The sequence below is a fragment of the Methylobacterium platani genome (genome assembly GCF_001653715.1).
Lineage (GTDB): Bacteria > Pseudomonadota > Alphaproteobacteria > Rhizobiales > Beijerinckiaceae > Methylobacterium > Methylobacterium platani.
In genome coordinates, this window is sequence record NZ_LWHQ01000015.1 from 205746 (window position 1) to 218999 (window position 13254).

11 protein-coding genes are annotated in these 13254 nt (G+C 73.0%); 5 read left to right on the top strand and 6 right to left on the bottom strand.

Going from position 1 to position 13254, the window contains the following annotated elements; all coding sequences use genetic code 11:
• Window positions 1-85: 85 nt before the first annotated feature.
• Both A5481_RS08485 and A5481_RS08490 read right to left on the bottom strand, forming a co-directional pair.
• Complete coding sequence (locus A5481_RS08485) at window positions 86-2170, bottom strand: YgiQ family radical SAM protein (RefSeq protein WP_048436070.1); 2085 nt, start codon at window positions 2168-2170, stop codon at window positions 86-88.
• Window positions 2171-2239: 69 nt separating this feature from the next.
• Window positions 2240-3157, bottom strand: a complete 918-nt coding sequence (locus A5481_RS08490; RefSeq protein WP_048436071.1) for a LysR family transcriptional regulator — start codon at window positions 3155-3157, stop codon at window positions 2240-2242.
• A 127-nt stretch (window positions 3158-3284) separates the two neighbouring features.
• On the opposite strand from A5481_RS08490, the gene pdxA reads away from it, so the two are divergent.
• Window positions 3285-4301, top strand: a complete 1017-nt coding sequence (pdxA, locus tag A5481_RS08495; RefSeq protein ID WP_048436072.1) for a 4-hydroxythreonine-4-phosphate dehydrogenase PdxA — start codon at window positions 3285-3287, stop codon at window positions 4299-4301.
• A gap of 68 nt (window positions 4302-4369) precedes the next feature.
• Window positions 4370-5044 (top strand): beta/alpha barrel domain-containing protein, encoded by a 675-nt coding sequence (locus A5481_RS08500; protein WP_048436073.1) that lies wholly within the window; start codon window positions 4370-4372, stop codon window positions 5042-5044.
• A 46-nt stretch (window positions 5045-5090) separates the two neighbouring features.
• On the opposite strand, the gene A5481_RS08505 is transcribed toward A5481_RS08500, so the two are convergent.
• On the bottom strand, window positions 5091-5525 hold the full coding sequence (locus A5481_RS08505; RefSeq protein ID WP_048436074.1) for an EamA family transporter: 435 nt from the start codon (window positions 5523-5525) through the stop codon (window positions 5091-5093).
• A gap of 176 nt (window positions 5526-5701) precedes the next feature.
• On the opposite strand from A5481_RS08505, the gene A5481_RS08510 reads away from it, so the two are divergent.
• The 3 genes from A5481_RS08510 to A5481_RS08520 all read left to right on the top strand — a co-directional run bounded on the left by A5481_RS08510 (window position 5702) and on the right by A5481_RS08520 (window position 9366).
• Window positions 5702-6886, top strand: a complete 1185-nt coding sequence (locus A5481_RS08510; RefSeq protein ID WP_053082525.1) for a cupin domain-containing protein — start codon at window positions 5702-5704, stop codon at window positions 6884-6886.
• A gap of 119 nt (window positions 6887-7005) precedes the next feature.
• On the top strand, window positions 7006-7956 hold the full coding sequence (locus A5481_RS08515) for a LysR family transcriptional regulator (RefSeq protein WP_053082526.1): 951 nt from the start codon (window positions 7006-7008) through the stop codon (window positions 7954-7956).
• 69 nt (window positions 7957-8025) lie between these two features.
• Window positions 8026-9366 (top strand): globin-coupled sensor protein, encoded by a 1341-nt coding sequence (locus tag A5481_RS08520; RefSeq protein WP_048436075.1) that lies wholly within the window; start codon window positions 8026-8028, stop codon window positions 9364-9366.
• Between the two features lie 111 nt (window positions 9367-9477).
• Here A5481_RS08520 and A5481_RS08525 read toward each other — a convergent pair whose 3' ends face one another.
• From A5481_RS08525 to A5481_RS08535, 3 genes are all read right to left on the bottom strand, one after another.
• Entirely contained in the window at window positions 9478-11430 is a 1953-nt protein-coding gene (locus tag A5481_RS08525) for a methyl-accepting chemotaxis protein (protein WP_342447358.1), read from the bottom strand.
• Window positions 11431-11664: 234 nt separating this feature from the next.
• The gene (locus A5481_RS08530) at window positions 11665-12081 is read right to left on the bottom strand and encodes a Zn-ribbon domain-containing OB-fold protein (RefSeq protein WP_048436076.1); all 417 of its coding nucleotides are present in this window, start codon (window positions 12079-12081) and stop codon (window positions 11665-11667) included.
• 6 nt (window positions 12082-12087) lie between these two features.
• Window positions 12088-13254, bottom strand: a complete 1167-nt coding sequence (locus A5481_RS08535; protein ID WP_048436077.1) for a thiolase domain-containing protein — start codon at window positions 13252-13254, stop codon at window positions 12088-12090.

Genomic DNA, 13254 nt, shown 5'->3' on the forward strand with positions numbered 1-13254 from the left:
AGCTCGTGTCGTGGACCGTGATGCGAAGGGCCACGGAGGGCGGAAAGCCGCCTGGAGCACACCCGCCGACGCCCCCGCAACGCCGTCACTTCCTCAGCGGCACGCCCTTCGTGGTGAAGTGCTGCCCGCCGCTCACGTGGCGCGGTCGCGGCTGGCCCTTGCCCCTCCCCGTGCCCAGGCCCGTTCCCGGCGGCTGCGAGAACGGCACCAGCTGGTCCGGCCGCGGCCCGATGAGGTCGGCGCGTCCCATCGCCCGCAGGGCCTCGCGCAGGATGGGCCAGTTCTCGGGGTCGTGGTAGCGCAGGAACGCCTTGTGCAGCCGGCGCTGGCGCAGGCCCTTGATCGCCTCGACCGGCTCGCTGCCGCCGCGCCGCACGCCTTTCAGCGTGTTGACCTCGGTGTGGTACATCGCCGTGGCGGTCGCCATCGGCGACGGCAGGAAGGTCTGCACCTGGTCGGCGCGGTAGTCGTTCTTCTTGAGCCAGAGCGCGAGGTGCATCATGTCCTCGTCGGTCGTGCCCGGATGCGCCGCGATGAAGTACGGGATCAGGTAGTACTTCTTGCCAGCCTCCTTGGCGGCGGCGTCGAACATCTCCTTGAAGCGGTCGTAGGTGCCGATGCCGGGCTTCATCATCTTGTCGAGCGGGCCGCGCTCGGTGTGCTCGGGCGCGATCTTGAGGCGGCCGCCGACGTGGTGGGTGACGAGTTCCTTGACGTATTCGGGGCTCCTGACCGCGAGGTCGTAGCGCACGCCCGAGGCGACCATCACCTTCTTGACGCCCTTCACCTCGCGGACCTTGCGGTAGAGCCGGATCAGGTCGTCGTGCGAGGTGTTGAGGTTCGGGCAGATGTCGGGGAAGACGCAGGAGGGCAGCCGGCACGCCGCCTCGATCTTCGGGTCCTTGCAGGCCATCCGGTACATGTTGGCGGTCGGCCCGCCGACATCCGAGATCACGCCGGTGAAGCCCGGGGTCTTGTCGCGGATCCGCTCGATCTCGCGCAGGATCGAGCCCTCGGAGCGGTTCTGGATCACGCGGCCCTCGTGCTCGGTGATCGAGCAGAAGGTGCAGCCGCCGAAGCAGCCGCGCATGATCGTCACCGAGAACTTGATCATGTCCCAGGCGGGGATCTTGGCGTCGCCGTAGGACGGATGGGGGGCGCGGGCGTAGGGCAGGTCGTAGACCGCGTCCATCTCGTCGCTGGTGAGCGGGATCGGCGGCGGGTTGAGCCACAGGTCGCGGTCGCCGTGGCGCTGGACGAGCGGGCGCGCATTGCCGGGATTGGCCTCCCGGTGCAGCACGCGCGAGGCGCGGGCATAGGCCTCCTTGTCGTCCTTGACCTCGTCGTAGGCGGGGAGCCGGATCACGGTGTCGCCGGCCTTGCGCGACGCGGCCTCGTCGGCGGAATCGAGGTCGTCGGCGGGCAGCTCGGTGTAGTGCCCGGGCACCCGGCGGAACAGGGCGACGCCCCGGATCGAATCGAGCTCGTGCGGCGCCTCGCCGGCGGCCATGCGGTTGGCTACCTCGACCACGGCGCGCTCGGCATTGCCGTAGATGAGCAGGTCGGCCTTGGCGTCGGCCAGGATCGAGCGGCGGACCTTGTCGGACCAGTAATCGTAGTGGGCGATGCGGCGTAGCGAGGCCTCGATGCCGCCGAGGACGATCGGCACGTCCTTGTAGGCCTCGCGGCAGCGCTGCGTGTAGACGATGGTCGAGCGGTCCGGGCGCCTTCCGCCCTCCCCGCCGGCCGTGTAGGCGTCGTCGTGGCGCAGGCGGCGGTCCGCCGTGTAGCGGTTCACCATCGAATCGAGGTTGCCGCCGGTGACGCCGAAGAACAGGTTCGGCCGGCCCAGCGCCTTGAACGGCTCGGCCGACTGCCAGTCGGGCTGCGCGATGATGCCGACCCGGAGCCCCTGCGATTCGAGCAGCCGGCCGATGATCGCCATGCCGAAGCTCGGATGGTCGACGTAGGCGTCGCCGGTCACCAGCACGACGTCGCAGGAGTCCCACCCGAGCGCCGCCATCTCGGCGCGGCTCATCGGCAGGAACGGCGCCGCCCGGCCGGCGCGCGGCGACGGGCAGACCAGGGGCGCACAGGCCAGGGGAGCATAGGCGGCGGGCGCGCTGGCCGGGGGAGCCACGGATCGGTCGGCAGAAGCTGGGAGTTCCATGGCGCCATGCATAGGCCGCCCGGAACGCGAGATCAACGAAGGGCAAGCGGGGCGGCGGCCGCCGCTTTGTCACGGCCGCCGGGGCGCGGGTCCGGCCTGCGCCGGCGGCGGAACTCGGGCATCGCGCGCCGCCTCGTCGAACAACCAGCCGCAAAGCTTGTCGGCATGGCCGGTCGGCACGTAGGAGCCCGGATAGATCAGGCCGTAGCGGGTTCCGTCCGGCGTGAAGCCGTAGGGCGCCGCGAGCTTCCCCTGCGCCACGTCCTGGCCGACGATGACCTCGGGCGCGAGGGCGACGCCGAGGCCGCCGAGCGCGGCCTCGGTCATCAGGAAGTGATGGTCGAGGAGTTGCACGCTGCGCGGCGGCGGGGCGTGCGGATGCGCCCGCTGCCAGTCGGCCCAGGCCTTCGGGCGGGTCCGCGACCCGAGGGCGACGTAGTCCCCGAGCGCGAAGCGGTCCCGCAGGCCCGGCACCATGACCGGGCCGACCCGCTCGGGCATCAGCTCCCGCACCGTCCAGGCCGGATCGAGGGCGAAGTCGAGCCGCCGGATCGCCAGCGTCACCCGCTCGCGGGCGAAATCCGGGCTGCCGCCGCCCGTGGACAGGTGGATCTCGATCTCCGGATGACGGTCCTGGAAGGCCGAGAGGCGCGGGATCAGCCACCGCATCGCCAGCGAGCGCTCGCAGGACAGGACGATCGGCGCGGATCCCGACGCGGAGCGGATCGTCGCCAGGCTGTCCTCGATCAGCCCGAAGGCCCGGGTCGCGGCCTCGGACAGGGCGGCCCCGTCCGGCGTCAGCCGCAATCCCCGTCCCTCGGGCTCGAACAGCCGGAACCCGAGGTCGCGGGCGAGCTTCGCGACCCGGCGGCTGACGGCGCCGTGGGTCAGCGCCAGCTCGCCGGCGGCGGCCCGCACCGAACCGAGGCGCGCCGCCGTCTCGAAGGCCCGCAGGTCGTCCAGGGAGGGCAGCGTCGATCGCTTCATTGGTGACCCCTCGTCACCGGAATACGTCAGACCATATCGCTCGTCCAGCGCGCCGGGACCGGTAAGGTCGGCGGTGGTTCCCCCGGGTCCCTGGCCACCCCGGACCGATCCGGGCGAAAGGACGACCATGCCCGAATCCCGTCTCCCTCTCGCCGTCACCATGGGCGACCCCTCCGGCATCGGCCCGGAGATCGTCGCCCGGCTGTTCCTCCGGCGTCCCGACCTGCGCCGCTGGCTCGTCGTCGGCGATCCGCGGGTGATGGCGGAGGCGGTCCGGCGCCTCGACGGCGCCGGCCGCATCCACCGGATCGACGACCTCGACGGGGCCCGCTTCGAGCCCGGCACCCTCGACGTGCTCGCGAGCTCCGATCTCGCGGCGCTGCCCCCGGTCGGGCAGGTCTGCGCGACGAGCGGCCGCGCGGCCTACGCGGCGATCCTGGCGGCGATCGGCCTGGCGCGCGGCGGGCGGGTCGCCGGCATCGTCACCGCGCCGATCCACAAGGAGGCGCTCTCGGCCGCCGGCCTCGCCTATCCGGGCCATACCGAGATCCTGGCCGAGCAGGCCGGCGGCGCCCGCGTGGCGATGATGCTGGCCAACGACGAGATCCGCACCGTCCTGGTGACGATCCATTGCGCGCTGTCGGAGGCGATCCGGCGCGGCGACTTCGCGGCCCAGATGGCGGCGATCCGCCTCGCCGACGAGGCCGGGCGCTCCCTCGGCATCGCGGCCCCGCGCGTGGCGGTGGCGGGGCTCAACCCCCATGCCGGCGAGGGCGGCCTGTTCGGCGACGAGGAGATCCGGATCATCCGCCCGGCGATCGAGGCGGCCCGGGCGGAGGGCATCGACGCCTCCGGGCCCTGGCCGGGCGACACCGTGTTCATGCAGGCGCGCCGGGGGCGGTTCGACGTCGTGGTGGCGCAGTACCACGACCAGGGCCTGATCCCGGTGAAGTACATGGGCCTGGAGAAGGGCGTGAACGTCACGCTCGGGCTCCCCTTCGTGCGCACGAGCCCGGACCACGGCACGGCGTTCGACATCGCCGGCCGGGGCCTCGCCGATCCGACGAGCCTCGAGACCGCCTTCGCCTATGCCGAGCGGCTGATCGCCCGCCCCGCGCCGCAGCCGGTCGCGCCGCAGCCCTGACACCCGCCCCGTCCGCCGCGACGGGACGCCCCCCATCGCCGACAGACCGCTCCCGCGGGAGGCCGCCCATGACCACCTTCGACTTCATCTTCATGCTGACCCGGAACGACCGCACGGTCGCGGATGCCGCCGCCCACGTGGCGACGGCGCTCGCGGCGGGGATCCGGCATATCGGCTTCAAGGATATCGGCCTGCCCATCGAGGCCCTGGACGACCTCGTCCGGCAGATCCGTCGCGGCGGCGCGACGGCCTATCTCGAGGTCGTCTCCCTCGACCGGGACAGCGAGGTCCGCTCCGTGCGGGCGGCGGTCGATCTCGGCGTCGACTACCTGCTCGGCGGCACGCATGTCGACGACGCGCTGCCGCTGCTCGCCGGGTCGGGCATCCGCTACTACCCGTTCCCGGGCCGCATCGTCGGCCATCCGAGCCGGCTCGAGGGCAGCGAGGCGGAGATCGTCGCCAGCGCCGTCCGGATCGCGGCGCACGCGGGCGTCGCGGGCCTCGACCTCCTCGCCTACCGCTCGATGCTGGACGTGCCCGCGCTCATCGCCGCCGTCTGCGGCGCGGTGAGCAAGCCGGTGATCGTCGCCGGCTCGGTCGACCGGCCCGAGCAGGTCCGGACGATCCGGCAGGCCGGGGCCGCGGCCTTCACCATCGGCACCTCGGCCCTCGACGGCCGGTTCCCGGCGGCGGGCCCGACGCTCGACATGCAGCTCCGGGCGATCGACCGGGCGGCCGCCTGAGCCTCGGCGCCGCGCGGATCCCGGCGCCGCGCGGCGCCGCGCGCGCTCAGCCCCGCCAGGCGAGCAGGTAGGCCCCCAGGGCGACGAGGCCGATGCCGAGCCAGTTGATCCCCGACAGGCGCTCGCCCAGCACGGCCGCGCCGAACACCGCGACCAGCACGATCGACAGCTTGTTGAGGGTCGCGACCTGCGCCGCGCCGCCGGTCTTGAGGGCGCGGAAGTAGCACGCCCAGGAGCCCGCGGTGGCGAGGCCCGACAGGCCGAGCAGGCCGAGGTTGCGCCCGGTGAGGCCGCGCAGGGCCTGCCACTGGCCGGTGGCGAGGCAGATCGCCCCGAGCGCCAGCAGGATCACCACCGAGCGCGCGAAGGCGGCCGCGTCCGATTCCGCCCCGGCGCTGCCGGCCCGGGCGAGGACGGCCGTCAGGCCGGTGAACACCGCCGAGACCAGCGCCCAAACCTGCCAGGACAATTGCCACGACATCCCGCGATCCCCCGTGCGGCATCATGAATGCCGGCCATGGGCCGATGCCGACAATGCGTTTCACTGGCGCACCGGCCTGGCCCAGCGTCGGGCGCGACGGTCCGGCAAGGGCCGACGGGCGGCGACCGAGCCGACGGACGGCGGGACCCGTCCCGCTCAACCGGGGGAGAGACACCATGGACCAGACGCGGCGGCTGTTTCTGGGGAGTGCGGCGCTCGGCGCCGGCGGGCTGATGGCGACGGGCGCGAAGGCCCTCGAGCACGATCACGGCAACCCGGGCGACGGCGGCTTCGGGCGCCGGGCGGTCTCGCTGCCGCCGGGGGCGAAGGTCGCCTACCACGAGCCCGGCGACGTCGGGGCGATGCCCGACTTCCACTTCTCGCTCGACGGCAACCGCCCGAAGGTGACCTCCGGCGGCTGGGCCAAGGAGGCGACGGTGCACCAGTTCCCCATCAGCAAGGGGATCGCGGGCGTGCACATGTTCCTCGAGCCCGGCGCCTCGCGCGAGCTGCACTGGCACGCCATCGCGGCCGAATGGGCCTACGTCATCGACGGGCGCTGCCAGACCGTGGTGCTCGACCCCGCCGGCGCCAGCGAGATCAACAACTACGAGCCCGGCGACCTCTGGTACTTCCCCAAGGGCCACGGCCACTCGATCCAGACCATCGGCGACAAGCCCTGCCACTTCATCCTGTCGTTCGACAACGGCGCCTTCTCGGAGCACGGCACCTTCTCGATCACCGACTGGATCGACGTGACCCCGAAGGACATGCTGGCCCTCGATTTCGGCCTGCCGGCGAACGCCTTCGACGCCTTCCCGAAGGGCGAGGCCTACATCCAGGCCGGCCCGGTGATCCCGGTCTCGGATGCCCTCGACGCGCCCTGGCCGAAGGAATCGACCCACAAGTTCCGCCTGCTCAAGGATCCGCGCGCGGTGCGCGAGTTCGAGGGCGGCACCTTCCGGCTCGCCACCGTCGACGAGTGGCCGATCCAGAAGACGATGTCGGGCGGCGTGATGACGATCAGGCCGGGCCAGATGCGCAAGCTGCACTGGAACGTCAACGCCAACGAGTGGCACTACTACCTGAAGGGCAAGGGCCAGGTCGCGGTGTTCGGCTCGGGCGGGCGCGGCAAGGTGGCCGAGTTCAAGCCCGGCGACGTCGCCTACATCCCGATGGGCTTCGGCCACGCGATCAAGAACATCGGCGACGAGGACCTCGAGATCGTGCAGACCTGGGACAACGGCAAGTTCGAGGAGATCGACCTCGATACCTGGATCAAGTCGAGCCCGCGCTACCTCCTGTCGAACAATTTTTCGGGCGTGCCGGGAGACACGATCACCAAGCTGAAGCAGGGATAAAGGAAAACTCCTCCCGATCCGCGCGCGCGAACCCTCCCCCCCCTCTGCGGGGGAGGGTTGAGCCTCGGCATCGTCGCCCACCTATCCGTCCCCGCCCCGCTCCGCTACAACCCGCGCCCGTGAACTGGGATGCGTTCGACTTCAAGCTCCTCATCGTGTTCGACGCGATCATGCGCGAGCGCCACGTCACCCGTGCCGGCGAGCGGCTGGGCCTGAGCCAGTCGGCGGTGAGCCACGCGCTGCAGCGCCTGCGCCGGGCGCTCGGCGACGAATTGTTCGTGCGCGGGCCCGACGGCATGAGCCCGACGCCGCGGGCCCTCGACCTCGCCGAACCGGTGCGCCGCGCGCTCGCCGAGATCGAGGGCGCGCTCCACCCGGACCGGTTCGACCCGGCCTCCTCGGCCGCGCGCTTCCGCCTGGTGCTCAACAACACCGCCGCAGTGGTGCTCGCCGCGCCGATCGCCGAGTGGGTCGGGCGCCGGGCCCCGTCCCTCTCGCTCCACATGAGCCCGAGCGGCACCGTGCGCCTCGACGACCTGCTCGATCGCGGCGACGTCGACCTCGCGGTGGTGGGCGCCGGCCGGGTCGAGGGCGAGCGCTTCGGCACCACGACGCTGTTCCGGGACGGGTTCGCGGTCGTCGGACGGCGCGGGCACCCGGCGCTCGCCGCGCCGCTCACCTACGAGCGCCTCGCGGCGCTCCCCCACCTCGTGGTCTCCTCGACCGGCGACGACGTCGGGTTCCTCGACGCGATCCTGAGCCGCCGGGGCCTGCCCCCGCGCCGGGTCGCGATGGCGGCGCCGTTCCTGTCGGCGGCGCCGATCCTGGCGCGCTCCGACATGGTGGCGGTGCTGGGGGAGCGGATCGCCCGCACCCTCGCGACGATGCACGCGGTCGCCTGCGAGCCGCTGCCGGCCGATCCGGACCTGCCGGTCACCCGCTCGGTCCTGGTCTGGGCCCGGCGGGTCGAGCGCCATCCCGGCCATGCCTGGCTGCGCCGGCAGATCGCCGACTGTGCCCGCGGCCTCCCGGCCGCCGGTTCCGGCGTCGATTCTTCAACGGTCAAGTGAACCGACGGTAACTGAAAATTATCCCGCACTCTCGCATCAGTTGTGTATCGCAACGGGTGCAACTTTGTCATGGATCAGACGGTCGCCGCCGCGCAAGCCCGCCGCTTCGCCACGTTCGGCCTCACGCCGGACGACATCGCCCGCCTGCGCGGGCTGGCCGGCTTCGCCCGGGAGCGCCTGCCGGGGCTGCTCGCCGAGTGGAACGCCCGTTTCGGGGACTGGCCGGAGATCCAGGCGACCCTGCGCGACCCGCAGGTGCACGAGGCCCGGGTCGCCCACTGGGTGCGGGTGGTGAGCGGCGATTTCGGCCCGGACTTCACGGCCTCGGCCGAGCGGCTGGCCTCGGTGTTCTACGACCGCGGGGTGCCGGCCTACGCGGTGTCGATCTGCCATGCCACGGTGACGGCGGGGCTCGCCGACGCCCTCGGCCTCGCGGGCCCGCGCGGCGCCGGGATCCTCGCATCCCGATCCCGGGCCGCGCTCCATGGCGCCCTCACCCGGGCGGCGTGGCTCGACCTCGAGGTGCTGCTCGAGACCTACGCGGCGGCGGAGCGGACGAGCCGGCGCCGCGCCACCGCCGCCCTGGCGCAAGCCTTCGAGGACCGGGTGCTCGCGGTGATCGGCGCGGTCGCCGACCAGGCCCTGACCCTCGACGGCACGGTGGCGGCCCTGTCGCGCAACGCCGCCCGCTCGACCGAGGCGGCGACCGCGGTGGCGGCGGCGGTGGTCCAGGCCTCGGCCGGGACCGGGGAGGTGGCGCTCTCCGCCGAGCAGCTGCGCGCGGCGATCGCCGAAATCGCCGGGGAGGTCGGCCGCTCCCACGCGGTGGCGGAGGACGCGGTGACGCAGTCCGACGCGGTGGCGATGCGGGTCTCCGCCCTGGCCGGCGCGGTCGCGGAGGTCGGCCAGGTGGTGACCCTGATCACCGGCATCGCCGCCCAGACCAACCTGCTGGCGCTCAACGCCACGATCGAGGCCTCCCGCGCCGGCGCGGCCGGGCGCGGCTTCGCGGTCGTCGCCGCGGAGGTGAAGGCGCTGGCCCAGCAGACCGCCCGGGCCACCGGCACCATCGCCGGCCAGATCGACGCCATGCGGGCGGCGGCGGGCGGCTCGGTCGAGGCCATCGCCCGCATCCGCGAGACGATCGGCCGGATCAGCGAGAGCAGCGCGATGATCAGCGCCGCGGTCGAGGAGCAGAGCGCGGCCACCGCCGAGATCGCCCGCAGCACCCGCGACGTCAGCGCCGGCACCGACGAGGTCGCCCGCCTGATCGACCGGGTGCGCGAGGATGCCGGGGGCACCGCCGAGGTCGCGACCCGCGTCACCGGCACCACCCGCGACCTGGGACGCCAGGCCGAGGCGATGAGCGCGGCGGTGGCGGCCTTCCTGGGGGAGGTCCGGGCGGCGTGATCCGGAGAGGATAGGCTCTCGCGAGAGACCTCGCGCCCCGACCGTCCGCCGGAGCCGGCGGCCGGCCCCAAGGGCCGGCCGCCCCGATGGATCACGCCCCGGCCGCGCGCCTCACGCCGCCTGGATGTCGTGCAGGAAGCCGTCGACCTCCTGCTTGACGGCGAGCGACTGCGTGGCGAGCTCGGCCGCCGCCATCAGCACCTGCGAGGCGGCGCTGCCGGTCTCGCCGGCCGAGCCGAGCACCGCATTCATCGCGCTGGAGACCTCCTGGCTGCCGCGCGCGGCCTGCGCGGCGTTGCGCGAGATCTCGGTCGTGGCGGCGGCCTGCTCCGTCACCGTCGCGGCGATCATGCCGCTGATCTCGTTCATCGCCGCGATCGTCTGGCCGATCTGCCCGATGGCGCCCGCCGCCTGGCCGGTGGCGGCCTGGATCGCCGTGATCTGGCCGCCGATCTCGACGGTCGCCCGGGAGGTCTGGGCGGCCAGCTCCTTCACCTCGGCGGCGACGACCGCGAAGCCGCGCCCGGCCGCGCCCGCCCGCGCCGCCTCGATGGTGGCGTTGAGCGCCAGCAGGTTGGTCTGGTCGGCGATCGCCGTGATGGTCGCGACGGCGGCGCCGATCTGCGTGGCGGCCGCGCTCAGGCTCGTCATGGCCGAATCGGTCGCCGCGGCCTCGCGGGCGGCGTTGCCGGCGACCTCGTTGGAGCGCAGCACCTGGCGCTCGATCTCCTGGAGCGAGGACACCATCTCCTCGGCCGCGGCGGCGACCATCTGGACGCTGGCCGAGGTCTGGGCGGCGGTGGCGCTGGAGGCCTGGGCCTGGCCGCTGGTGGTGTCGGCGACGCCGGTCATGGTGCGGGCGGTGGCGTCGAGCTCGGTCGCCGCCGAGGTGACGATCTCGAGCGAGCCCGCGACCTTGTGCTGGAAGCCGCGGACGAGCTGGTCGACCCGGTCGGCGCGGCGCTGGCGGGCGGATTGCTCGTCGCGGCTCTGCGCCTCGAGCGCGGCGCGGGCGATGGCGTTCTGCCGGAAGACCTCGACCGCCCCGGCCATCTCGCCCATCTCGCCGCCCGCGTCGCGCGAGGGCACGTCGAGCCCGGTCTCGCCGGCGGCCAGCCGCTTCATCGCGGCGGTCATGCCGCCGATCGGCCGGGCGATGCTGCGGGCGATCAGGGTGGCCAGCACGGCGCCGAGGGCGAGGGCGAGGGCGATCAGGCCGAACTGGATGGTCCGGGTCCGGTCCACCATGACCTGCGTGGCCGCCTCGGTCTCGGCGACGGCCGCCTCGATGTTGGTCCGCACCGCCGCCGACGCCGCCTCGATCGCGGCGGCGTGCGGCTTGATGCCGGCGTCGAACGCCGCCTCGCTGTTCGCCATTGCGGCGACGAAGGCGTGGAAGGCGACGGCATAGGCGGAAAGCGCCTGGTCGACGGCCCGGATCACCGGCGCGAAATCCCCCGACGGATCGAGGCCGCGCATGGCCTTGAGGGCCGCCTCCGCCTTGGCGGCGTTGGTGGCGAAGGTCGCCGGGCCCTTCGCGTCGCGCACGGCGAGGAAGCGCCAGTTGGCGACGCGCACGAGCAGCATCGCGCTCTCGGTCACCGCCGCCTGGAGGATCTGCGCGTCGTTGCCGCGGGCGCGCATGTCGGCGACGAGGGCGGAGGTCGACCGCGTCAGTTCGTCCCCGCCGGGGAACAGGGTCGCCTTCGCCTCCGCCATCACGCGGCCGGCGGCGATCAGCCTCTCGAGTTCCGGCTTCAGCTGGCGCGCATGGTCCCGCGCGCCGCCATAGAGCTTGCGGCGCTCCTCGGAGATCGCGGTCTCGGCGAGCGTCCGGCTCCCCTCCTCGATGGTCTCCCGCGCCTGCTGCATCGAGGCGATCCGCACGGGATCGGGGGCGAGCTTGTACTGCTCGGCCTCGCCCGTCAGCGCGGTCGACGCGCCCTGGAGCGCCAGGATCTTGCGCGCGACCCCCTCCAGTCTCGCCTTCCGCTCGTATTGCGCGCGGATTTCCGCTTGCTGACTGATGGAAAAACCGCCAATCGCAGCGGCAATCAGTACCAATGAGCCAAATCCGACATAAAGTCGGGCACGGATCGTGGAGTTCTTGAACATTTATCGCCCGATCATCATCGCATGATGGTTTTGTAAGTAAATCGCGTTAATCAATGGTTACTTTTGTTACCCTAAGGTATCCGGCAGAATGCGGAACGCGCTCCGACCGGCGACGGAATCCTTTCGCGACAGCGCGCGGGGATCGCGGCGGTGGTCCAGCCCCGCGCGCGCCGCGATCGGGAGTCAGGCGGCCGGGCCCGGTCCCGCCGGCCGGAAGCACGGCACCGGCGTGCCGTTGCGCGAGCGCGCGAAGACGAGCCGCACCGGCTGGCCGATCGCCAGGGTTGCGGCGTCGCACTCGACCACGCTCGTCAGCATCGTCGGCCCCTCCGCCAGGGTGACGTAGGCGACGGTGCGCGGCGGCTCCTCGCGGGCGAGCACCGTGACGCTGTAGATCGTGCCCTCGCCGGAGGCCTCCTCCCAGGCGGTCTCGCCGAGGCAGAACGGGCACAGGGCGCGCGGGTACCAGTGCGCCTTGCCGCAGGCGGTGCAGCGGCGCAGCAGGAAGCGGCCCTCGCGCGCCGCCTCGACGAAGGCTGCGGATTCGGGGCTCGCCGGCGGGTCGGGCCAGTCGCCGTCGCGCAAGGTGATCCGGGTCATCGCGTCTCACTCCCTCCCGAGGACCAGGGTCGCGGCGCCGTGGCGGCTGCCGAGCAGGCCGCCGATGCCGGTCGCGACCGCCAGCTCGCAGTTCCGCACCTGCACCGCCGGATGCGCTTCGCCGCGCAGCTGGCGCACCGCCTCGATCACCTTGGTGATGCCGCCCCGGTTGGCCGGGTGGTTGTTGCACAGGCCGCCGCCGTCGGTGTTGAACGGCAGTCGTCCGGTCCCCGAGATCAGGTTGCCGTCGGCGACGAAGCGCCCGCCCTGCCCCTTCTCGCAGAAGCCGAGATCCTCGAGCTGCATCAGCACCGTGATGGTGAAGCTGTCGTAGATCGAGGCGTACCGGATGTCGGCCGGGGTCACGCCGGCCTCCGCGAAGGCGGCGGGGCCGGAGATCCGCGCCGCCGAGTACGTCAGGTCGACCTCGCCGCCGAGCTGCCCCTTCTGCGCCTCGCCCGCCCCCATCACCCGGACCAGCGGGCGCTTGAGGCTCCGGGCGATCTCGGGCCGCACCACCACCAGCGCGCCGCCGCCGTCGCTGACGACGCAGCAATCGAGCCGGTGGAGCGGGTCGGCGACCATCGGCGAGGCCAGCACGTCCGCGACGCTCACCACGTCGCGCAGCATCGCGCGCGGGTTGTGCTGGGCGTGGTGCGAGGCCGCGACCTTGATCCAGGCGAGCTGCTCGGGGGTCGTGCCGAACTCGTGCATGTGACGACGCGCGCAGAGCGCGTAGAGGTTGACCGTGGTCGGGCCGAACGGCGTCTCCCACGGGCTGTCCGGCGCATCGGCGATGACGGGCCGGGCGGCGGTGCCGGAATGTCCCGCGCTGCGCGGCCGGCCGGCGAGCGTGATCAGCGCGACGCTGCACTTCCCCGTCGCGATCGCCTGCGCCGCGTGCGCCACGTGGGCGATGTAGGAGGCGCCGCCGATGTCGGTGCTGTCGAGGTGGCGCAACCGGAGGTTCATGTAGTCGGCCATCGCCAGCGGCCCGAGGCCCGGCGCGTCGCCGGCGCAGAAATAGCCGTCGACGTCGTCCTTGGTCAGCCCGGCATCGGCGAGCGCGCCGGCGGCGGATTCGGCGTGGAGCTGGGCCACGGACTTGTCCGGGGCCTTGCGGGCCGGGTGCTCGTAGGCCCCGGCGATGTGGGCGCGTCCGTTGATCGTCAT

Excerpts from the sequence above, each read along its gene's own strand:
- A5481_RS08485 (WP_048436070.1), bottom strand. The coding sequence starts at position 2,170 with ATGGAACTCCCAGCTTCTGCCGACCGATCCGTGGCTCCCCCGGCCAGC.
- A5481_RS08490 (WP_048436071.1), bottom strand. The coding sequence starts at position 3,157 with ATGAAGCGATCGACGCTGCCCTCCCTGGACGACCTGCGGGCCTTCGAG.
- pdxA (WP_048436072.1), top strand. The coding sequence starts at position 3,285 with ATGCCCGAATCCCGTCTCCCTCTCGCCGTCACCATGGGCGACCCCTCC.
- A5481_RS08500 (WP_048436073.1), top strand. The coding sequence starts at position 4,370 with ATGACCACCTTCGACTTCATCTTCATGCTGACCCGGAACGACCGCACG.
- A5481_RS08505 (WP_048436074.1), bottom strand. The coding sequence starts at position 5,525 with ATGTCGTGGCAATTGTCCTGGCAGGTTTGGGCGCTGGTCTCGGCGGTG.
- A5481_RS08510 (WP_053082525.1), top strand. The coding sequence starts at position 5,702 with ATGGACCAGACGCGGCGGCTGTTTCTGGGGAGTGCGGCGCTCGGCGCC.
- A5481_RS08520 (WP_048436075.1), top strand. The coding sequence starts at position 8,026 with ATGGATCAGACGGTCGCCGCCGCGCAAGCCCGCCGCTTCGCCACGTTC.
- A5481_RS08530 (WP_048436076.1), bottom strand. The coding sequence starts at position 12,081 with ATGACCCGGATCACCTTGCGCGACGGCGACTGGCCCGACCCGCCGGCG.
- A5481_RS08535 (WP_048436077.1), bottom strand. The coding sequence starts at position 13,254 with ATGACGATCAACGGACGCGCCCACATCGCCGGGGCCTACGAGCACCCG.